Below are 18,687 nucleotides of genomic sequence, written 5' to 3'. Positions count from 1 at the left end.
CCTCTCGTCAATGCACGACTCGCTGTGGTGGAGACGGTGGCTCCAGGCTAACGCGGGCCACCGCCCGTACATGATCCCGGTCCAGCGCGTCGCGCACGTTAGGCAGCACCACCCGGGTCAGGTGTCTCGTGAGGTCGCCCAGCGGGGCCGACTCGTCGGCGGTCATGCGCAGCCGTACCTCGGGGTCCGCGCGCGAGCCCAGCAGGCGGGCGTCGGCGCGCAGCACCGACCGGCCGGTCTCGGCGTCGTCGGCGACCGCGCGGGCCATGCCTTTCGCCGACACGTCGGTGACGCCGGTCGGCGTGTCATGAAGACACAGCGTCCTGCGGCCCTCCCGGTGCCACTGCGCGATCAGCCAGCGCAGCCCCACCGCCACGAGGATCAGGCCCGCCAGCGCCACCAGCCACCAGATCCACGGGCTGGTACGCGCGACGAACCCCGTCACGTTCGCGTCCACGATCGTCGTCCGCGAGGGGGCCCAGTTCTGCGGGAACGCGCCCAGCCCGCGGGCCAGCGCCGATCCGCCGAGGATCGCCAGGACCAGCCCGACGACGGCCAGCCCCCATCGGTTGCCCCGGCCCGGCTTCCTGTTCACCTGTGCTCCTTGACGTGCACGGCCACCCGGTAGGGGTGGGCCGGATCGAGTTCGGCCAGCTTGGTGAGCACGGCGTCGCGTACGTCCTGCTTGAACTCGTCGCGTCCGCGCCAGCCCGACGTGGTCGGCGTGACCGTGAAGGTGCTGCCGCGCAGCCCGGCGCGGGCCGAGCGCACGCCGGGCACCTGCTCGGCCGCGCGGGCGAGCGCCCGGGTGACGCCCTTGGGACGTAGCCCGACCACGAGATCCCGCTGCCCGCTGCGTACCGGGACCATCCTCGGACGGCCCGGCACGATCGCGGTGACGAGCAGCGCGAGGCCGATCAGCGTCACGATCGCCGCCCCGACCAGGAACCACGGGTCCGACCACAGCGTCGAGGACGCCCAGCCCGCCATCCGGTCGTACGGCGCCAGGCGCAGCGGGCGGCCGGTCAGCGCCGACAGCGCCTCGACGGCCACCAGCAGACCGAGCAGCGTGAGCAACACCGCCACCACGACGGCGGGCACCCTGCGGCGCGGCCGGAACGCCCGTACGGCGGCCCGGTCGGCGACCTTGTCGTGCACCCGCGACAGCGGCGCCCGATGCGCCCCCGCCGGCGCCGCCTCATCCTGAGCGTCAGGGACTTCCTCGGCGGGTTCGATGGGTCGCGGCTCCTCGCGGGGATCGCCCTGCGAGCTCATGTCACGTTCCTTCCGTCAGCTTCCCCACGCCAGGTCGCCGCCGAGCTCGTTCAGGACGATGTCGAGACGGCGTACCTCCAGACCCGTCTGCGCCTCGACGCGCCTGATCACGTGCTCCCTGAGCCGCGCCGACACGGCGTGCAACGGCGTCGGGTACGCCATGCTCACGGTGAGCTTGAGCGTGGCCCGGCCGCCGCGCACCCGCGAGCCGGACGGCCGCGACCACAGCGACGTGCCGAGGTACACCTCACGCACCTCGGGCACCTCCAGTGCGGCCCGGCACGCGATCTTGGTGACCGCGCGGTCGGAGATCTCGGTACGCCCCCGGCGTTCGGCCGCGGTCCGCCGCTCAGCAGGGGCTGTCGTGGTCGCGCCGCCGGGGACGACGGCGGTCATTTCCGCCTCGACGACAGGCCGGACAGGTTGACCTCGCCCGCCTCGACGACGCGGCCGATGATGTAGCCGACCGCTCCGAGCACGAGGACCAGCAGGAACGCTCCCAGCCCGCCGAAGGCGCCCGCGAAGCCCAGCGCGATCCCGACGGCCAGGCCGATCAGCGGCATCCACGCGTTGTTCATGATCCCTCCCGAGGATCGCTCACGATGTCGTCGATGCGGACGTGCACCGAGCGACCGCCCGCCAGGTCCGCCACCGCCCGCCGCACCTCATCGGCCGTCTCCGGCAGCGGACGGGTGAGCGTGGCGACGATGGCGATCTCCACGGCGTGCTCGTCCGCCGAGACGCCGGTGAGCCGACGGCCCGGCAGGTACGTCGCCACCGTCCCGAACGGACCGCCGGACAGCCTCGCCACCCCGGAGCAGGCCCGCGCCCGCTCCGCGATCGCCTGTGCCTCATCCGTGGTGGGGCCGGGCGTCGTGGAGCGGGTCGCGGCAGGCCCGGTCATTGGACCCGGGACTCCTGCTCCGGCGCCCTGCTCGAGCTCTCGCGGCCGCGGTCCTGGTCGGGCAGGTGGACGTCGTCCACCCTGATGTTGACCTCGGTCACCTCCAGCCCGCACATCCGCTCGACCGCCGAGATGACGTTCTTGCGCACCGCCGCCGCCAGGTCGGGGATGGCGGTGCCGTACTCGGCGACGAGGTCGAGGTCCACGGCCGCCTGCCGCTCGCCCACCTCGACCGACACGCCCTGCGCGACGCTCGGGCCGGCGACCATGCCGCGCATGCTCCCGAGGGCCCGAGCCGGGCCCGCGCCCATGGCGTGCACGCCGGACACCTCGCGTGCCGCGAGGCCGGCGATCTTGGCGACGACACTGTCGTCGATGCTCGTGGTGCCCTTCTCGGTCACGAGCGAGGACGCCATGCCGGCGCCCTCCTGCGTCCTGGCCCGCGGCACGGTGCCTGTGGCGCCGGTGGCCGCGCCGGGCCGGTTAGACATGGTGTCCGACACGATCCGTCACCCCTCGCATGTGGTCCCTATGAGTATGAAATAACCCTCGCTACGCCGATAAAGCGCACCAAAACGGACTTGGGGGCTATAAATGGACAGGGCGTGACGTTGGGTGGTGTCGTGCGGCCCTTATATGGGTGGGACCCCCCTGACGGCGGCGATAGCCTTGTCACGTGCGTATAGCGAGGTTCTCCACAGGCGAAGGCGTTGCGTTCGGCGTGGTCGAGGGCGGTCCGGGTGAGGAGTTCGTCTCCGTGATCGCCGGCCATCCGTTCAGTCAGGTGCAGTTCACCGGCGAGCGCTTCCCGCTGTCCCAGGTGAAGCTGCTGGCCCCGATGCTGCCGAGCAAGGTGGTCGCCATCGGCCGCAACTACGCCGAGCACGCGGCCGAGCTGGGCAACGAGGTGCCCGAGGAGCCGCTGATCTTCATCAAGCCGTCCACCACGGTGATCGGCCACGGCGAGAACATCGCCTACCCCACGTCGGTGTCCGACCGGGTCGACTACGAGGGCGAGCTGGCCGTGGTGATCGGCAGGCTCTGCCGTGAGGTCCCCGTCGAGCGCGTCAAGGACGTCATCTTCGGCTACACCTGCGCCAACGACGTCACCGCCCGCGACCTGCAGAAGAAGGACGTGCAGTTCACCCGGGCCAAGGGCTTCGACACATTCTGCCCGCTGGGCCCGTGGATCCAGACCGATCTCGACGCGAGCGACCTCGCGCTGACCACCACGGTCAACGGCGAGATCAGGCAGAGCGGCCGCACGAGCCAGCTCATCAACGACATCCCGGCTCTGGTGGCGTACGTCAGCGCGGTCATGACGCTGATCCCCGGCGACGTCATCCTGACCGGCACCCCGGCCGGCGTCGGCCCGCTCGAGATCGGCGACGAGGTCAGCATCGGCATCGAAGGCATCGGCACACTCACGAACAAGGTGGTCTCCCGTGACTGAAGTACGGGTGCGGTTCGCCCCGTCCCCAACCGGCATGTTCCACGTGGGCGGCGCCCGCACGGCACTGTTCAACTGGGCGATGGCCGAACAGTCCGGCGGCCGGTTCGTGCTGCGCATCGAGGACACCGACGCCACGCGCAACCGTCCTGAGTGGACCGAGGGCATCCTCTCGGCGCTCGACTGGATCGGCATCAACAGCAGCCACCCGGTCTTCGAGGGCCCCTACTTCCAGTCGGCGTACGAGCCGCAGCACCGAGAGGCGGTGGTTAAGCTGCTGGCCGAGGGCCGCGCCTACTACTGCGACTGCACGCGTGAGGCGCTCGTCGCCCGTACCGGCTCCGAGCACAAGGGCTACGACGGTTTCTGCCGCGAGCGCGGCCTGACCGCGGGCGCCGTCCGCTTCCGCACCCCCGACGAGGGCGTCACCGTGGTCGACGACGTCGTACGCGGCAAGGTCGAGTTCCCCAACGAGGCCCAGGAAGACTTCGTCATCGCCCGCACCGACGGCTCGCCGCTCTACGTGCTGGCCAACGCGGTCGACGACATCACCCAGAACATCACCCACGTCGTACGCGGCGAGGAGCACCTCGGCAACGCCGCCAAGCAGATGCTGCTCTGGCCCGCACTCGGCGCGACGCCGCCGGTGTGGGGGCACCTGCCGGTGATCGTCAACGAGCAGCGCAAGAAGCTGTCCAAGCGCCGCGACAAGGTCGCCCTCGAGAGCTACCGCGACGAGGGCTACCTCGCCGAGGCGATGGTCAACTACCTGATGCTGCTCGGCTGGGGCCCCGGCGACGACCGCGAGATCATGCCGTGGTCCGAGATGGTGCCGCTGTTCCGCCTCGAGGACGTCAACTCCGCGAGCGCCTTCTTCGACGAGAAGAAGCTTCGGGCGTTCAACGGCGAGTACATCCGGGCGCTGCCGCTGGAGACGTTCGAGGAGCGCTGCGCGCCCTACCTCGACCCCTCGTGGGACCGCGAGCGGTTCAGCAGGCTCGCGCCCCTGGCCCAGACCCGCATCACCGTCCTGTCGGAGATCCGGCAGAACGTCGGCTTCCTCTTCCTCGACGAGCCGGTTTTCGACCAGGCGTCGTGGGACAAGGCGATGAAGAACGCGCCTGAGGAGATCCTCTCCGGCTACCTCGAGCGGCTCGACACCGTCAACTGGGACCCCGAGTCGCTCAAGCAGGCGCTCGAGGAGGTCGGCGCGGCCCACGGGCTCAAACTCGGCAAGGCCCAGGCCCCGGTCCGGGTGGCCGTCACCGGCCGGACAGTCGGCCTGCCGCTGTTCGAGTCGATCGAGGTGCTCGGTCGCGAGCGTGCCCAGGACCGCCTCCGCGCGGCGCTGACGCGCCTGCGAGGCTGACCGCGGCTCCGGCGGCCATCGCGAGCCACACGCCGGTGACGCCGAGCCACGCGCTCAGCCCGTACGCGAGGGGCAGCTGCACCGCGAAGCCCGCCAGGGTGGCGGCGAGCAGGCGGCCGCCCCTCCCGCTGCCCTGGAGCACCCCGCCGACGGCGATCAGCCCGCCGAACGGCACCAGGTAGAGCGTCATCCAGCGCAGGAATCCCACGGCCGGGTGGAGCACCGACGGATCATCGGTGAACCACCCGGCTACCGGCGCTGCCACCGCGTTGAGCACGGCCGCGACCAGGGCTCCCGCGACGACGCCGAGCAGCAGCGGCGACCCGGCCTGCCCCGAGCGGGCCGTGCTGATCATCGCGGCCTGCCGCAGCGCGTAGAACACCATGACGCCGGCCAGCATGATCTTCTGGCCGATGCCGTAGCCGGCGACGGCCGCGGTGCCGAACCCGGCGATCAGCGCGACCTGTGCCATCCCCACCAGGTCGCGCGCCAGGAAATCTCCGGACATGGGAAGCCCCGTCCGGATCAGCTCCCCTGTCACCAGGCCGCCGCCGGGGGAGCGGAGGCGTACGACGGACGCCAGCGCGACCGCCAGCGTGGCCACCCGCGCGATCGCCGTGGCCAGCGCGGCCCCGCGCACGCCCATGTCGAGGCCGTGGATGAACAGCGGGTCCAGGGCGATCACCAGCGCGTTGCAGATCAGCGCGTGCCGCATGGGCCGCCTGGTGTCGCCGAGGCCCTTCAGGATCCCGTCCACGACCGCCTGGGCGAAGTACACCGGCAGCCCGGCGAGCGAGATCAGCAGGAAGCCGGCCGTCAGCGCGGGCTCGTCGGTGAACAGCGCGGCCAGAGGCTCGCGCAGCAGCACTCCTGGCACCGCGAGAGCGAGGGAGAGGGCCGCCCACAGCAGCCACCCCGTCCGGATCACCGGAGCCAGTGGCGCGCGCCCGTGACGGCGGGCGACCAGCACGGTCACGCCCGTGGGCACGGCCAGGAACATCCCGTACGCGACGTGCTCGACCGTCGTGCCCACAGTGACCGCCGCGATGGCCGCCTCGCCCAGCGACGACACCCAGAGCAGGTCGATCAGGCCGACCGCGACCACGGCGGTGAGCAGTTCCACGTAGACGGGCAGGGCCAGCCGGATCATAAGTGCCTCGATTCGATATACATCGTTTAGAGGTATAGCGTTACGATGCACCCATGGCAAGCGGTGGTGATCTGAGCCTGACCATCCTGGGGTTCCTGAACGAGCGCCCCATGCACGGCTACGAGCTCAAGGCGCACCTGGCCGCGCTGACCGGCCACCTGCGCCCGGTCAGCGACGGCGCGCTCTACCCGGCCATCTCCCGGCTCGAGGCGAAGGGCCTGCTCGAACGGCACGAGGAGGCCGGCGCGGCGGCGGCCCGCAGGCAGGTGCTGACGATCACCGAGGAGGGCAGGCAGGAGCTGCTGCGGCGGCTGAGCGAGCCCGCCGATCTCGACATCAGCGACCAGGCCAGGTTCTTCGCGCTGCTGGCGTTCCTGTCGGCGCTGCCCGACCCGGCGGACCAGGCGCGGGTCCTGCGCCGCCGCCTCGCCTTCCTGGAGGCGCCGGCGAGCTTCTTCTCGGAGGGCGGCAGGCCGGTCAGGGCGAAGGACGAGCCCGACCCGTACCGCAAGGGCATGCTGCTGATCGCCCGCGCGTCGAGCAAGGCGGAGAAGGAGTGGCTCCGCGATCGCCTGGCAGAACTGGGCGCGTGAAAAGGCGGCCCACCGCAGGGTGGGCCGCCATGGTGCTGATGCGAGGCGTCCGGCCGGGCACTCGGCCGAGCGCCCGGTAGGTGCTCAGCCAGGCACTCGGGTGGTGCTCAGTCGGGCGCCCGGTCGGTGCTCGGCCGGGCGCTCGTACTCGGTCGCTCAGTCGAGGCCGCGGCGGGCCAGGAGCGGCTTGATGCCGGCGTCGCGTCCGCGGAAGTTGCGGAACGCGGTCAGCGGGTCGAGGCTGCCGCCACGCGAGAGCAGCTCGCGGCGGAAGTGGTCGCCGTTGGCCCTGGTGAGCCCGCCGTTCTCCTTGAACCACTCCACGCTCTCCGCGTCGAGCACCTCGCTCCAGATGTAGGAGTAGTAGCCCGCGCTGTAGCCGCTCGCGAAGATGTGCGCGAAGTAGTTGGTGCGGTAACGCGTCCTGACCAGCGGGAACGCGATCTGGGCGGCTTCGAGGGCGGCTTCCTCGAACGCCTCGGGGTCGTCCACCGTCTCGCCGGGAACCAGCTTGTGCCAGGACCAGTCGAGCAGCGTGGCGGCGAGGTACTCGACCGTCGCGAACCCCTGGTTGAACGTCTCCGCGGCCTTCAGCTTCTCGACCAGCTCGGACGGCATCGGCTCGCCCGTCTCGTAGTGCTTGGCGTAGTTGGCCAGGATCTCCGGCCAGTCCTGCCACATCTCGTTGACCTGCGACGGGTACTCGACGAAGTCGCGGGGCACGCTGGTGCCGGACACACGCGGGAAGCGCACCTGCGAGAACAGGCCGTGCAGGGCGTGCCCGAACTCGTGGAAGGCCGTCCTGACCTCGTCGTACGTGAGCAGCGTCGGCCCCGAGGCCGGCTTGGTCAGGTTGAGGTTGTTGAGGACGACCGGCTTGAGCCCGAACAGGAACGACTGGCCGACCAGGTGGTTCATCCACGCGCCGCCGCGCTTGTTCTCCCGCGCGTACGGGTCGAGCGCGAACACCCCGAGCGCGCCGCCGTCCTCGTCGAACACCTCGAACACGGTCACGTCGGGGTGGTAGCCGCGCAGGTCGGGCCGCTCGGCGAAGGTGATCCCGTACAGCTTCGTGGCCGCGAAGAACACGCCGTCGCGGTAGACCCGGTTCAGCTCGAAGTACGGGCGCATCGCCGCGCCGTCGAAGTCGTAGCGCTCCTGGCGCACCTTCTCGGAGTAGAAGGACCAGTCCCACGGCTCGATGTCGAACCCGGCCTGCTCGCGCAGCGCCGCGGCCTCCTTCTGCGCGTTGCGGACCGCCGGGCCGACCAGCTGGCCGAGCATCTCCTCGACCGCCTCGACAGTCTTGGCCGTCTTGTCGGCCACCGAGTACGCGGCGTGCGTCGGGAAACCGAGCAGCACCGCCCGCTCGGCCCGCAGCGTCGCCATTTCGGCAGCGATGGCGAAGTTGCCCGGCGCGCGGCCGACGCTCAGCTCGTACAGGCGACGCCGCACGTCACGGTCGGTGAGCTGCGCCAGCGCGGGCTGGTTGGTGAAGTTCAGCAGCGGCAGGACGTACGTGCCGTCGTCCTTGCGCAGCGACTCGATCTTCGCCTCGTCCAGGCCGTCGAGCTGCTTCGGGTCGGTCACCACCAGCGCCGAGTCGGTGGAGGCCTTCAACAGGGTCTGCGCGAACTCCGTGGACAGCTTCGAGAGCTCCTCGTTGAGCTCGCGCAGCCGCTCCTGCTCCGGCTCCGAGAGGTCGGCGCCCGCCCGGATGAAGTCGTCACGGTACTTCTCCAGCAGCCACGCCTCCTCCGGGTCGCTCGTGCTGACCTGCTTGATGCGAGCCCACAGCGCCCGGTTGAGCCGGATGGCGTCGCCGTGCCGGGTGAGCTGCGGCGAGACCTCCTTCTCGATCGCCATGATGCCGTCACTCGAATTGGACGCGGCGACGCTGAAGAAAGCCGTCGCCGTACGGTCGAGGATGCGTCCCGACCTCTCGAGCGCCTCGATCGTGTTCTCGAACGTCGGCGGCTCGGGGTCGTTCGCGATCGCCTCGACCTCCGCAAGCTGCTCGGCCATGCCGCGCTCGAAAGCGGGCAGGTAGTGCTCCTCGCGGATGTCGTCGAACGGCGGCAGCTCATAGGGAAGGCTGCTGGGGGCGAAGAAGGGGTTCTCGGCCAACGTCGGGGCTCCTCCACATGGTGGTTTGTCCCCCTCAGCTTGGCACGGCGGGGCGATCGGCGGGGGCGCCGGGCGGCCGGTTGGGGATTCGTTTTGGTCTTAGCCCCGTAGCTGGGCTATTCTTTCGGACGTCGCCAAGCGCGCTCCACGAAGGAGTTCGCAGCGGTGGGGTATGGTGTAATTGGCAGCACGACTGATTCTGGTTCAGTTAGTCTAGGTTCGAGTCCTGGTACCCCAGCAGTGAACGGATGTCTCGTACGAGGCGTCCGTTTTTTCATTTCGCCAGCCGGTGCAGAATGTCGGTGATCTGCCGGTACGCCTTCGCCGTCGGGGCGTGGGTCGCGTCCACCGAGAAGACCTCGAACCGGTTGCCCGGTGTGGCCGCGTCCGCCTCCCTGATCATCCGGTCCTGCAGCGCGAGCGGGATCGTCCGGTCCTTCGTGTGCCGGATGTAGACGCGCGGCACCCGTCCCCACCGCTCCTTGCCGCCCCTGGCGTCTCCGCCGGGCACCAGCAGGCTCTCGTCCGGCAGCAGCGTGTTCAGCATCGCGAGGAACTCGCCGTCGGTGGCGTCCGCCATGAACGCCGCCTTGGCCGCGTCGAGGAACGCGCGGTCGCCCGTCCGCCAGTTGATCCGGATCGCCCTGATCACCCCGGGGTCGGCGACGATGCCGCCCAGCAGCGCCGGCGTGAGGCTCTCGCGGCCCTCCGGGGTGTTGACGTAGTGCTCGGGCGTGGGCAGGTCCGTGCAGCAGAACGCGCTCGAGTACACCAGCCGGTCGATCAGGTCGGGCACCTCGTCGGCCGCCTTCGTGATCGTCGCGCCGCCGAGGCTGCCGCCCACGAGGACCACCGGGCCGTACGCGGCGACCCGGCGCACGACGTTCACCGTGGCCTCGACCTGGTCGTCCAGGGTCACGCCGGCCACCGGCGACGGGAGCGTGGCCAGCGTCCCCAGGTCCTGCGGCGCCTGGTAGGCCACGTGGAACTGCTGATCCGGGCCGTGGCCGGGCAGGGTCACGCCCACCGTGCGGTGACCTCGGAGCGTCAACTCGGGATCGGTCGAGGCCGCGCCGTTCGAGCCGCTCACGAAGACGAACGTGGTGACCTCCTTCTTCCGGCGGCTGCTCGAGGAGCCGGCGACGGTGGCGGTGGCGGCGGCGGCGTGCTGGAGTGCTGTTCTGCGGGTCGGTGTGTCCATGTCCTGATGCTCACGGAGGGCGGCCCCGGCGCGCATCGCCCAGCCGGTTCGTCATGCGGTGGACCCCGCCCATCCACCGATCGGCGGATGCCGTCCCAGGTTGCCGAACGTGGAGGTCGCCCTCCTACGTGAGGGGCAGGAGGCTCTGGCCAACGTGGCCAAGCACGCAGCGGCCGCCAGGACGGGCCTCACCCTGTCGTACGCGGACGTTCATGGCCCTTCTGGGCATCCGCGACCACGGACTCGGTTCCGGCCCGCAGGCGGCTTCCAGCGGCTCCGCCCTCGACGGCATGCGCCAACGCGTCCGTTCGGCGGGCGGCGGCCGAACTGTTCATCGGCGAGGCCGGCGTCGAGACACACCCTCGGCACGTCCGCGCGAAGCGCGACCGCGCCTCCTGGCAGCCGCACCGTGTGGTTCCTGTCGGTGGCGGCTGAGAAGATCGCGGCATGGAGTTCGATGCCCATGACGGCATGATGCGAGCTTGCGTCGAACGGCTCGGTGAGAAGGCCGGAAGCCAGTACGCGGCCATGGCGCGTCCCGGCTTCCGGCTGGAGCGTGCGACGGATGACGCGCCGGCGACCGGCCGGTGCCGGCTCGGCGGTCCGTCGCTGCTCGAAGCGGGCACTCCCTGGCCGGAGCTCGACGGCGTCCCGCTGTCCCTGTACGCCGTGCTCGACACCGATGCCCTCGCCCCCTGGCTCGGGGACTTTCTGCCCACCCGGCCGGGCCTGCTCAACTTCTTCTTCCTCGACCCGGACCTCCCGTACGAGGAGTACAGCAGGCTCGACCCGTACCGGCCCGAGGCGTGGCGCGTGATCCCGGCCGATCCCGCGCGGGCGGTCGAGACGGCCGCGCCCGCGCCGGCGAGAAGCCATCCGGCCGTGCCGGTCCACGCGACTCGAACGATCACGCTTCCGGACGCCTGGGACGTCGCGGACGGCGACGTCGCCTACGACGAGAACCAGTACTGGGGCGCGTCGTCGCTCATCCTTACGCACATGGGCGACCTGGACGGGAACACCGCAGGCCACCACTGCGCCTTCGGCTGGCCCGACACCTCCTACTCCTCCCAGGTGACCGGCCGCGACGCCGACGGGCCCGCGATCCACCTGCTCCAGCTCGCGGAAGACGCGGAGCTCGACTGGGGCTGGGGCGACGCCGGAACGATGTACTTCACGATCCCGGCGGGCGCGTACGCGGCGGGCGACTTCGGCAGGGCCGAGGCTCGCACGCTCTGCTGCTGACCCCCACCCGGCGACTCCACGACATGGGGCGCGCTCAGCGGTCCGCTCCGGCTACCGGCCGGGCGTCCCGCCGCATGCCCCGTGGTCCGTCTCGGCGCGGGCGGGCCCGTCGGGTTCCGGCGCGGACCCGGCGTCCGGACGGGGGTACGGATCCGGCGGACCGGACACATGGGGGCCGGTCCGCCGGATACCGGATGCGGGCTACAACGCCGATCCCGTGGGCGGATAAGCGGTTTGGAGTGGTCTTGCGGGTGCGGTAGAGTTACCTGCGTCGCCGGGGAAGCCCGGCGCATCAGCTTGTGGACAGGGTCCCGTCGTCTAGTGGCCCAGGACGCCGCCCTCTCAAGGCGGTAGCGCCGGTTCGAATCCGGTCGGGACTACCACTTGTCACAAGCTCGCAAGGTCCCGTCGTCTAGTGGCCCAGGACGCCGCCCTCTCAAGGCGGTAGCGCCGGTTCGAATCCGGTCGGGACTACGTCTGCACCAACCGCTCCGGCGCCCATGGCCCGGAGCGTTTCGCATTTCCAGCCCCCGAACGCCTGCCCGTCCCCCTACAGGACGCCGAGCTCAAGATGCGGGGCGCCCTCATCGAACCCCGGCACGCTGACCACCCCTCAGCACCGAACACCGGTCGCCCCATCCCGAGCCCCAGCTTCGGCCTCTGCGCCGGGTCGTTGGCCGCCCGCCTCTGGAGGATTTGCCGGTCGGCGCCCCTCGCGTGGGTGTTGGGGCGCTGCTCACGCCTGACCGTGGCCCGCCCGTGGACGATGGCGCGTTTGTCCGGCACGGGTCCCACGCGCACGTAGGGATGCCTCGCCATGTGTGCGCGAGGAGCGTCAGCCCGGTAGAACCCGGGCGCTCTGGGCGGCCGGTGTGTGGCTCGGGGCGCGTACGGCAGGGTGCCGTGCCATGTGCGTGGAAGGAGCTGGGGGCCTTGTTCTCCGGCGTGTGGCCCACGGTGCGCGCGTTGCGGTGCTTCGCCATGTGCGGGGGAGGAGCGTCTCCCTGGAAGGGGCCGGCCATGTGCGGCGGGTGGGGCCGACCGCCGTGAGCGTAAAAAAGAAAGCCCCCACCGGCGGTGGGGGCTTTCAGCGGGCGGTCACCCGGAGCGGGCCATGCACAGCACACTCACGTGGAGCGCGCCCTGAAGAGGGCGGTCACGCGGAGCGGGCCTTGAAGAGGGCGCGGCGGGCGGTCTTGGCGATCTGCTTGTCGGGGTGGACCTGGGAGATCAGGTCGAGGAGTTCCTCGACGTGCGCGTGCGGGATCTTCCAGACCACCTCGAGCAGGCCCTTGACCATGTCGTCGCCGATGTCGCGCAGGCTGCTCACGAACTCGGAACGGCCCATGCCGGCCGAAATGGTCCACATGTCGAGGATGAGCCAGTGGGTGTCGTCCTGCGTCGGCTCGGGCGCGCCCTCGACGCCTAGCTGGCTCAGGTGGGTGGCCGCGTACGGGCGCAGCGACGGCTGGTCGAGCACCGCCGCCCAGGCGGGTACGGCGGCCTCGCCGAGCGTGCCGACGACGCTGGCGGCCTGCACCCGGATGAGGGCGTCGCTCTCGTCCTGGGCCGCCGCCTCCAGCAGTTCCGTGGCCGCCCGGTCGGGCTCGCGCAGCTGCATCCACGCCGAGAGTTCGGCGTCGGCCTCGTCCTCGGGCAGCTCGGCGCTCAGCGCGAGCAGCTCGTGGGCGGTCATCGACTCGATCGCGGGGCGCGCGTCGATCTCGATGTCGGCGTCGTCGATCAGGTGGATGACGCCTTCGGTGCCGAGGGGTGTGAGGCTGACCGTCGAGCCGTCGACCTCGACCATGCCGTACCCGGCCAGCCAGTCGATCGCGGGTGCCAGCGGGTCGCCCGCCGCCTCCCACGCGTCGGAGCCCAGCTCGTCGAGTTCTGCGGCGGCCTCGGACAGCTCGCGTGCCAGCTCGTCGCGGTCGCGCGAGCCGCCCCCGAGGAGCAGCCTGACGAGCAGGCCACGGGTCAGGCCCGTCAGGGCCATGGTGAGGTCTTCGTCGTCGAGCTCGGGGTCGCCGTAGTCGACGGAGTGCAGCCCGAGCATCCACGCGTCGAGGACGTCCTCGTCGTCGTCGAACGGCCACTCGGCGGTGTCGTCCTGCACGGCGACGGTGCCGCCCTCGCCGGGTTCGAGGAACTCGAGGTCGACCGCGAGGTTCCAGACGTTCCACAGCTGGGGCACGACGTCGGACAGCGGGCCGTCCGCCTCGGGCCTGGGCAGCCCCGCGGCCGCGAGCGCCTCCTCCACCTCGGCGTCGGTGAGCAGGGTCTCCTCGCCCACCCGGCGGCCGGGGCCGACCCAGACGGCGAGGTCGCGCGCCTGGGCGATGAGCGGCGCCCGGCGGGCCGCGGCGGCGAGCTCGACGTCGGGACGCAGCCTGATGGTGTCGAGCGCGGCGAGCCGGTCGGCGAACGGTTCGAGGTCACCGAGGTCGGCCCCCTCGTCGTCGTCGCCGTCCTCGGAGTCCTCGAGCAGCTCCTCCATGAGGTCGACGAACTCGTCCTCGACGTCGTCCAGCTCGGCCTGCAGATCGGCGAGGGAGTCGGAGCCCTTGGCGAGCCGGCCGGTCTGGGAGAGGAACGTCAGGTACGCGTCGACGGCGGGAAGCATCCCGTCGGCGGCCGCGTCCGGGTCCTCGACGACCTTGGGCATGCGCTCGAGCAGCAGGTTGCGCAGGTCGGAGCGCTTCCACGTGCCGAGGTCGGGCGAGAAGGCGAGACGGTGCCACAGGGCGGCGGGCCCCACGAGCTCGGGGTCGCTATCCGGGGCGTTCGTACGCGCCCACATGATGAACTCTTCGAGCAGGGGTCGCAGCTCAGTGGCGGCTACCTCGATGCGGTCTGTCACGCACTCAGGCTAGTGCGCTCCCGAGGCACTCGGTTCCCCAAATACCTCCTTTTGCCGATCATGACGTGCGGCGCATCGCCTCGGTGACGCGTTCGGCGGCGGCCATGACGGGAACCGCGTGCAGCCGTCCTGGCGCTCTCGTCAGTCGTTCGATGGGGCCGGACACCGACACGGCCGCGATCACCTTGCCGCCGTTGCCCCTGATGGGAGCCGAGACGCTGGCGACGCCCTGCTCGCGCTCGCCGACGCTGTGGGCCCACCCTCGGCGCCGTACGGAGGCGAGCGTGGCGGCGGTGAACTTGGCGCCGCGCAGCCCCCGGTGCAACCGGTCGGGCTCTTCCCAGGCCAGCAGGATCTGCGCCGCCGAGCCCGCCGTCATGGGCAGCGCCGACCCCACGGGGACGGTGTCACGCAGTCCGCTCGCCCGTTCGGCGGCGGCCACGCACACGCGTTCGTCACCCTGGCGGCGGTAGAGTTGCGCGCTCTCCCCGGTCAAATCCCTGAGTTGCATCAGTACGGGGGCGGCCACCGCCAGCAGCCGGTCCTCGCCCGCCGCGGTGGACAACTCGGAAAGACGTGGCCCGAGGACGAATCTGCCCTGTGTGTCGCGACTCACGATGCGGTGATGCTCAAGCGCGACGGCCAGCCGATGGGCCGTGGGGCGGGCCAGGCCGGTGGCCTGGACGAGCTGGGCGAGCGACGCAGGCCCGGCTTCGAGCGCGTTGAGTACAAGAACGGCCTTGTCGAGTACTCCGACTCCGCTAGAGTTGTCCATGTACCGATACTGCAGTCTCGACATATGAGAAAGCAAGTCGAAGGTCTCTCCCACGAGGGAGCACCGGTCTCTGGTTGAAAGTGCGGAGGGCGGGGCGACAGGAGGAAGAGACCGGGGTCCGAGCGACCGAGTGGCGATGGGCAGCATCGCGCACAAGCAGGAGGAGATCATGGGCCGCACACTGGCCGAGAAGGTCTGGGAGCAACACGTAGTCCGGCGCGCCGAGGGCGAGCCCGACCTGCTCTATATCGACCTCCACCTCATTCACGAGGTGACCAGTCCCCAGGCGTTCGACGGGCTCCGTCTCGCCGGGCGCAAGGTGCGACGGCCCGATCTCACCATCGCGACCGAGGACCACAACGTCCCGACGCTGCTCGGCCCGATCGCCGACCCGGTCTCCAAGACGCAGGTCGAGACGCTGCGCAAGAACGCCGCCGAGTTCGGCCTCCGGCTGCACCCGATGGGCGACGCCGGTCAGGGCGTGGTGCACATCATCGGCCCGCAGTTCGGTCTCACGCAGCCCGGCATGACGATCGTGTGTGGCGACTCTCACACCTCGACCCACGGCGCGTTCGGCGGCATCGCGTTCGGCATCGGCACCTCCGAGGTCGAGCACGTGCTCGCCACGCAGACGCTCCCCGCCTACCGGCCGAAGACGATGGCCATCGAGGTGTCGGGTGAGCTGCCCGTCGGCGTCACCGCGAAAGACCTGATCCTGGCCATCATCGCCAAGATCGGCACCGGCGGCGGCCAGGGCTACATCGTCGAGTACCGCGGCGAGGCCGTGCGCAAGCTCTCCATGGAGGGCCGCATGACCGTCTGCAACATGTCGATCGAGGCGGGCGCCCGCGCCGGCATGATCGCCCCCGACGAGACCACGTTCGAATACCTCAAGGGCCGTCCGCACGCGCCGGAGGGCGAGGCGTGGGACCAGGCCGTCGAGTACTGGAAGTCGCTGCGCACCGACGACGACGCCGTGTTCGACAAGGTCGTCGAGATCGACGCCTCGACGCTGACCCCGTACGTCACCTGGGGCACGAACCCGGGCCAGGGTCTGCCGCTGGGCGAGTCCGTCCCGAGCCCCGAGTCGTTCGACGACCCGGTCGCGCGGGCCGCCGCCGAGCGGGCGCTCGAGTACATGGGCCTGACCGCCGGCACGCCGCTGCGCGACATCGAGGTCGACACGGTGTTCGTCGGCTCGTGCACCAACGGCCGCATCGAGGACCTGCGCTCGGCCGCCGAGATCCTGCGCGGCCGGCAGGTCAGGACCCGCACGCTCATCGTCCCGGGTTCGATGCTGGTCAAGCGGCAGGCCGAGGAGGAGGGCCTGGACGAGGTGTTCAAGGCCGCGGGCGCGGAGTGGCGCCAGGCCGGCTGCTCGATGTGCCTCGGCATGAACCCCGACACGCTCCAGCCGGGTGAGCGCAGCGCGTCCACCTCCAACCGCAACTTCGAGGGCCGTCAGGGCAAGGGCGGCCGCACCCATCTGGTGTCGCCGCAGGTCGCCGCCGCGACCGCCGTCACCGGCCGCCTGACCGCTCCCGCCGACCTGTAAGGAAGGACAACGATGGACGCCTTCACCACCCACACCGGTACGGCGGTGCCGCTGCGCCGCAGCAACGTCGACACCGACCAGATCATCCCGGCCGTCTGGCTCAAGCAGGTCAGCCGCACCGGCTTCGAGAAGGGCCTGTTCGCCGCCTGGCGCGAGGACCCGACGTTCGTCCTGAACGACCCCGCGTACGAGGGCGGCACGATCCTCGTCTCCGGCCCCGACTTCGGCACCGGCTCCTCCCGCGAGCACGCCGTGTGGGCGCTGCAGCAGTACGGGTTCCGCGTCGTGATCGCCGCCCGCTTCGGCGACATCTTCCGCAACAACTCCACCAAGATGGGCCTGCTGCCGGTCGTGCTGCCCGGCGAGACGGTCGAGGCCCTGCAGGCCGCCGTCGAGGCCGACCCGAAGCTGGAGATCACCGTCGACCTGGTCGAGCGTCAGGTGCGGTGGGGCGGCGAGGTGGCGTCGTTCGAGATCGACGACTACACCCGCTGGCGCCTCATGGAGGGCCTCGACGACATCGGCCTGACCCTGCGTCACGCCGACGATGTCGCGGCGTACGAGAATGGTCGGCAGCCATGGCTGCCGACGACCGTCTAGAAGACGACGAACTGGCGCGGCGGTTGCGCGAGGCGCACCGCCGCGTCCGCATGCTCCCCGCCGCCGACAAAGAGCGGATCGCACGCCGGTATCTGACCATTTGCGATCTCGCGAAGCGAGATCCGGAAAGAGCCGCGGCCCGCCTGGAAACGTTTCTGGCCGCTCTGGACGCCGCTTTCGACACGCCACGAGACGACGAAAACACGCATGGTGATTGAGTTCCCCCGCGATCCCGCCTACTTTCGAGCGCGTAAGGGGTTTCTATGTCGGACTCGTGAGCTGGAACCCCGAGCCGTAACTGGGGGAGCAGGACTTTCATGAACAAGCGAGAACTCGTCGAGGCCATCGCGGATCGCGTGGGCGACAGGAAGACCGCCACCGAGGCCGTGAACGCGGTCATCGACGCCATCCAAAAGGCTGTGGCCTCTGGCGACAAGGTCTCGATCACGGGCTTCGGCGCGTTCGAGATGGTGAACAAGCCCGCCCGCACGGCGCGCAACCCGTCCACCGGCGCAGAAATCAACGTCGCCGAGAGCTGGGCGCCCAAGTTCCGTCCCGGCTCCGATTTCAAGGAGCTGGTGAACGAGGGCGGCAAGAAAATCGGCAAAAAGAAGTAACTGGTTGTCGCGTGCGAAACGCCCGGGCCACTCGGCCCGGGCGTTTCGCGTTCACCGGCCGGGAACCGGGAAAGTCGACAGCGTGACGTAGGTGATCTCGTCGCCGGTCATCGCGAGGTTGACCCGCTGGCCGGTGCGCAGCAGTCGCAGCGGCCCGGCGTCGAAGGCGGCCGTGCCGAAGGCCAGCACGGTGCCGTCGTCGAGGAACACCGTGCCGGACCGGGTGGCCTCGTCGAAACTGCGTACGGTCGCCTGCACGTCACCAGCGTAGAGCCTGCCCGCGGGGCTGGCGAGATCGGTCAGGCGCCGGGCCACAGGTCGGCGACGACCGCGGCCGTGTGCGGGCCGAGCCCGAGACGGACGGCCGCCCGCAGGTCGTCGGGGGTGTCGACGTCGCGCCTGAGCGAGTCGATGTTCGGCACGCACAGCTCCTTGGCCCCGGCCGCGAGGTGCTTGGCCCGCGACTCCCCGCCGAAGCGCGGCGTGAACGGCCGGCCGGGCAGCACCCCGTAGAACGTCGTGCCGACGTCGAGCGCGTCCGGCACGAACGACTGGTCGAACTCGGCGGCGGCCTCCAGCGCGCGCCCGAGTTCGACCGGCCGCAGAGCGGGCAGGTCGGCCTGCAGCGCGCCCACCGCGTCGCCTGGCGCCAGGCCTGCGGCGTGGGCGGCGCCGGTGCGCAGCGCGGTGTTGAGGCCGCGGTCGGGATCGGGCACCACGTCGGCGCCCAGCGCGGCCAGCGGCTCGGCGGCGGCGGGGTCGGCCGTCACCACGATCACCCGGGCGACCAGCGGGCATACGAGCGCCGCGGCCACGGTGTCGGCGGCCACGGCCACGGCCAGCCGCGTACGGTGCGGGCCGGTCGCGGCGGCGAGCCGGGTCTTCGCCGCAACCAGCGTCTTCACCGGAATGACCAGGGACCAGCGGATGCTCATAGGGTAAGCATCTCGCCTCGACATCTCC

General features: G+C 70.8%; 21 protein-coding genes and 3 tRNA genes. 11 read left to right on the top strand and 13 right to left on the bottom strand.

What is annotated here, in order from left to right; genetic code table 11:
• Positions 1 to 7: 7 nt before the first annotated feature.
• From BLR04_RS06315 to BLR04_RS06290, 6 genes are read right to left on the bottom strand one after another with little or no spacing between them, the layout of a single operon-like run.
• On the bottom strand, positions 8 to 595 hold the full coding sequence (locus BLR04_RS06315; protein ID WP_090760470.1) for an Asp23/Gls24 family envelope stress response protein: 588 nt from the start codon (positions 593 to 595) through the stop codon (positions 8 to 10).
• The gene (locus BLR04_RS06310) at positions 592 to 1,275 is read right to left on the bottom strand and encodes a DUF6286 domain-containing protein (protein ID WP_090760468.1); all 684 of its coding nucleotides are present in this window, start codon (positions 1,273 to 1,275) and stop codon (positions 592 to 594) included. The genes BLR04_RS06315 and BLR04_RS06310 overlap by 4 nt, the downstream gene beginning before the upstream one ends.
• Before the next feature lie 15 nt (positions 1,276 to 1,290).
• Complete coding sequence (locus BLR04_RS06305; protein ID WP_090760466.1) at positions 1,291 to 1,671, bottom strand: Asp23/Gls24 family envelope stress response protein; 381 nt, start codon at positions 1,669 to 1,671, stop codon at positions 1,291 to 1,293.
• Positions 1,668 to 1,853, bottom strand: coding sequence for a hypothetical protein (locus BLR04_RS06300; protein ID WP_090760464.1), 186 nt, complete (start codon positions 1,851 to 1,853; stop codon positions 1,668 to 1,670). Before BLR04_RS06300 ends, BLR04_RS06305 begins: the two co-directional genes overlap by 4 nt.
• Complete coding sequence (locus tag BLR04_RS06295; protein WP_090760462.1) at positions 1,850 to 2,179, bottom strand: Asp23/Gls24 family envelope stress response protein; 330 nt, start codon at positions 2,177 to 2,179, stop codon at positions 1,850 to 1,852. The genes BLR04_RS06300 and BLR04_RS06295 overlap by 4 nt, the downstream gene beginning before the upstream one ends.
• Positions 2,176 to 2,670: an Asp23/Gls24 family envelope stress response protein gene (locus BLR04_RS06290; RefSeq protein ID WP_090760821.1), complete on the bottom strand. Its 495-nt coding sequence runs from the start codon at positions 2,668 to 2,670 to the stop codon at positions 2,176 to 2,178. The genes BLR04_RS06295 and BLR04_RS06290 overlap by 4 nt, the downstream gene beginning before the upstream one ends.
• Positions 2,671 to 2,855: 185 nt before the next feature.
• Between BLR04_RS06290 and BLR04_RS06285 the strand changes: the two genes are divergently transcribed.
• Together BLR04_RS06285 and gltX are read left to right on the top strand one after the other, a co-directional pair.
• Positions 2,856 to 3,632, top strand: coding sequence for a fumarylacetoacetate hydrolase family protein (locus tag BLR04_RS06285; RefSeq protein WP_090760460.1), 777 nt, complete (start codon positions 2,856 to 2,858; stop codon positions 3,630 to 3,632).
• Between the two features lie 34 nt (positions 3,633 to 3,666).
• A complete protein-coding gene (gene gltX, locus BLR04_RS06280; RefSeq protein ID WP_245740069.1) occupies positions 3,667 to 4,998 on the top strand; it encodes a glutamate--tRNA ligase in 1,332 nt (443 codons plus the stop codon).
• Here gltX and BLR04_RS06275 read toward each other — a convergent pair.
• Entirely contained in the window at positions 4,892 to 6,148 is a 1,257-nt protein-coding gene (locus tag BLR04_RS06275) for an MATE family efflux transporter (RefSeq protein ID WP_090760456.1), read from the bottom strand. The two genes, gltX and BLR04_RS06275, sit on opposite strands and share 107 nt — an antisense overlap.
• A gap of 53 nt (positions 6,149 to 6,201) precedes the next feature.
• On the opposite strand from BLR04_RS06275, the gene BLR04_RS06270 reads away from it, so the two are divergent.
• The gene (locus BLR04_RS06270) at positions 6,202 to 6,741 is read left to right on the top strand and encodes a PadR family transcriptional regulator (RefSeq protein WP_090760454.1); all 540 of its coding nucleotides are present in this window, start codon (positions 6,202 to 6,204) and stop codon (positions 6,739 to 6,741) included.
• 156 nt (positions 6,742 to 6,897) lie between these two features.
• Here the strand turns inward: BLR04_RS06270 and BLR04_RS06265 are convergent, their stop codons facing one another.
• The gene (locus BLR04_RS06265) at positions 6,898 to 8,868 is read right to left on the bottom strand and encodes a M3 family metallopeptidase (RefSeq protein WP_090760452.1); all 1,971 of its coding nucleotides are present in this window, start codon (positions 8,866 to 8,868) and stop codon (positions 6,898 to 6,900) included.
• A gap of 166 nt (positions 8,869 to 9,034) precedes the next feature.
• Between BLR04_RS06265 and BLR04_RS06260 the strand changes: the two genes are divergently transcribed.
• A tRNA-Gln gene (locus tag BLR04_RS06260) sits at positions 9,035 to 9,106 on the top strand.
• A 36-nt stretch (positions 9,107 to 9,142) separates the two neighbouring features.
• Here BLR04_RS06260 and BLR04_RS06255 read toward each other — a convergent pair.
• Positions 9,143 to 10,069, bottom strand: a complete 927-nt coding sequence (locus BLR04_RS06255; RefSeq protein WP_218128730.1) for an alpha/beta fold hydrolase — start codon at positions 10,067 to 10,069, stop codon at positions 9,143 to 9,145.
• Between the two features lie 447 nt (positions 10,070 to 10,516).
• On the opposite strand from BLR04_RS06255, the gene BLR04_RS06245 reads away from it, so the two are divergent.
• From BLR04_RS06245 to BLR04_RS06235, 3 genes are all read left to right on the top strand, one after another.
• Positions 10,517 to 11,314: a DUF1963 domain-containing protein gene (locus BLR04_RS06245; RefSeq protein ID WP_090760447.1), complete on the top strand. Its 798-nt coding sequence runs from the start codon at positions 10,517 to 10,519 to the stop codon at positions 11,312 to 11,314.
• Positions 11,315 to 11,621: 307 nt separating this feature from the next.
• Positions 11,622 to 11,697 (top strand) — tRNA-Glu (locus BLR04_RS06240).
• A gap of 18 nt (positions 11,698 to 11,715) precedes the next feature.
• Positions 11,716 to 11,788 (top strand) — tRNA-Glu (locus BLR04_RS06235).
• Between the two features lie 682 nt (positions 11,789 to 12,470).
• Here the strand turns inward: BLR04_RS06235 and BLR04_RS06230 are convergent.
• Positions 12,471 to 14,177: a hypothetical protein gene (locus tag BLR04_RS06230; RefSeq protein ID WP_090760445.1), complete on the bottom strand. Its 1,707-nt coding sequence runs from the start codon at positions 14,175 to 14,177 to the stop codon at positions 12,471 to 12,473.
• A 58-nt stretch (positions 14,178 to 14,235) separates the two neighbouring features.
• Positions 14,236 to 14,952, bottom strand: coding sequence for an IclR family transcriptional regulator (locus BLR04_RS06225; protein ID WP_090760443.1), 717 nt, complete (start codon positions 14,950 to 14,952; stop codon positions 14,236 to 14,238).
• Between the two features lie 169 nt (positions 14,953 to 15,121).
• On the opposite strand from BLR04_RS06225, the gene leuC reads away from it, so the two are divergent.
• The 4 genes from leuC (at position 15,122) to BLR04_RS06205 (ending at position 17,724) form a co-directional block, all read left to right on the top strand.
• Positions 15,122 to 16,507, top strand: coding sequence for a 3-isopropylmalate dehydratase large subunit (gene leuC, locus BLR04_RS06220; RefSeq protein ID WP_090760819.1), 1,386 nt, complete (start codon positions 15,122 to 15,124; stop codon positions 16,505 to 16,507).
• A 12-nt stretch (positions 16,508 to 16,519) separates the two neighbouring features.
• The gene (leuD, locus tag BLR04_RS06215) at positions 16,520 to 17,107 is read left to right on the top strand and encodes a 3-isopropylmalate dehydratase small subunit (RefSeq protein ID WP_090760441.1); all 588 of its coding nucleotides are present in this window, start codon (positions 16,520 to 16,522) and stop codon (positions 17,105 to 17,107) included.
• Positions 17,086 to 17,325 carry an SCO5555 family protein gene (locus BLR04_RS06210; RefSeq protein ID WP_090760439.1) on the top strand — a complete coding sequence of 80 codons (240 nt, stop codon included), beginning with the start codon at positions 17,086 to 17,088 and terminating at the stop codon, positions 17,323 to 17,325. The genes leuD and BLR04_RS06210 overlap by 22 nt, the downstream gene beginning before the upstream one ends.
• A 99-nt stretch (positions 17,326 to 17,424) precedes the next feature.
• Positions 17,425 to 17,724, top strand: coding sequence for an HU family DNA-binding protein (locus BLR04_RS06205; RefSeq protein WP_090760437.1), 300 nt, complete (start codon positions 17,425 to 17,427; stop codon positions 17,722 to 17,724).
• A 51-nt stretch (positions 17,725 to 17,775) separates the two neighbouring features.
• Here the strand turns inward: BLR04_RS06205 and BLR04_RS06200 are convergent, their stop codons facing one another.
• A complete protein-coding gene (locus BLR04_RS06200; protein WP_090760817.1) occupies positions 17,776 to 17,982 on the bottom strand; it encodes a hypothetical protein in 207 nt (68 codons plus the stop codon).
• A 41-nt stretch (positions 17,983 to 18,023) separates the two neighbouring features.
• Positions 18,024 to 18,659 carry a 2-phospho-L-lactate guanylyltransferase gene (cofC, locus tag BLR04_RS06195; protein ID WP_090760435.1) on the bottom strand — a complete coding sequence of 212 codons (636 nt, stop codon included), beginning with the start codon at positions 18,657 to 18,659 and terminating at the stop codon, positions 18,024 to 18,026.
• Positions 18,660 to 18,687 lie beyond the last annotated feature (28 nt).

Origin of the sequence: Nonomuraea maritima, assembly GCF_900100395.1 — a bacterium.
Lineage (GTDB): Bacteria > Actinomycetota > Actinomycetes > Streptosporangiales > Streptosporangiaceae > Nonomuraea > Nonomuraea maritima.
This window is presented reverse-complemented; position numbering and strand designations above follow the sequence as displayed.

Coding starts and splice junctions, on each gene's coding strand:
- BLR04_RS06300 (WP_090760464.1), bottom strand. CDS start 1,853: ATGAACAACGCGTGGATGCCGCTGATCGGCCTGGCCGTCGGGATCGCG.
- leuD (WP_090760441.1), top strand. CDS start 16,520: ATGGACGCCTTCACCACCCACACCGGTACGGCGGTGCCGCTGCGCCGC.
- BLR04_RS06255 (WP_218128730.1), bottom strand. CDS start 10,069: ATGGACACACCGACCCGCAGAACAGCACTCCAGCACGCCGCCGCCGCC.
- BLR04_RS06290 (WP_090760821.1), bottom strand. CDS start 2,670: ATGTCTAACCGGCCCGGCGCGGCCACCGGCGCCACAGGCACCGTGCCG.
- cofC (WP_090760435.1), bottom strand. CDS start 18,659: ATGAGCATCCGCTGGTCCCTGGTCATTCCGGTGAAGACGCTGGTTGCG.
- gltX (WP_245740069.1), top strand. CDS start 3,667: ATGTTCCACGTGGGCGGCGCCCGCACGGCACTGTTCAACTGGGCGATG.
- BLR04_RS06295 (WP_090760462.1), bottom strand. CDS start 2,179: ATGACCGGGCCTGCCGCGACCCGCTCCACGACGCCCGGCCCCACCACG.
- BLR04_RS06275 (WP_090760456.1), bottom strand. CDS start 6,148: ATGATCCGGCTGGCCCTGCCCGTCTACGTGGAACTGCTCACCGCCGTG.
- BLR04_RS06225 (WP_090760443.1), bottom strand. CDS start 14,952: ATGGACAACTCTAGCGGAGTCGGAGTACTCGACAAGGCCGTTCTTGTA.
- BLR04_RS06270 (WP_090760454.1), top strand. CDS start 6,202: ATGGCAAGCGGTGGTGATCTGAGCCTGACCATCCTGGGGTTCCTGAAC.
- BLR04_RS06245 (WP_090760447.1), top strand. CDS start 10,517: ATGGAGTTCGATGCCCATGACGGCATGATGCGAGCTTGCGTCGAACGG.
- BLR04_RS06310 (WP_090760468.1), bottom strand. CDS start 1,275: ATGAGCTCGCAGGGCGATCCCCGCGAGGAGCCGCGACCCATCGAACCC.
- BLR04_RS06205 (WP_090760437.1), top strand. CDS start 17,425: ATGAACAAGCGAGAACTCGTCGAGGCCATCGCGGATCGCGTGGGCGAC.
- leuC (WP_090760819.1), top strand. CDS start 15,122: ATGGGCCGCACACTGGCCGAGAAGGTCTGGGAGCAACACGTAGTCCGG.
- BLR04_RS06210 (WP_090760439.1), top strand. CDS start 17,086: ATGGCTGCCGACGACCGTCTAGAAGACGACGAACTGGCGCGGCGGTTG.
- BLR04_RS06305 (WP_090760466.1), bottom strand. CDS start 1,671: ATGACCGCCGTCGTCCCCGGCGGCGCGACCACGACAGCCCCTGCTGAG.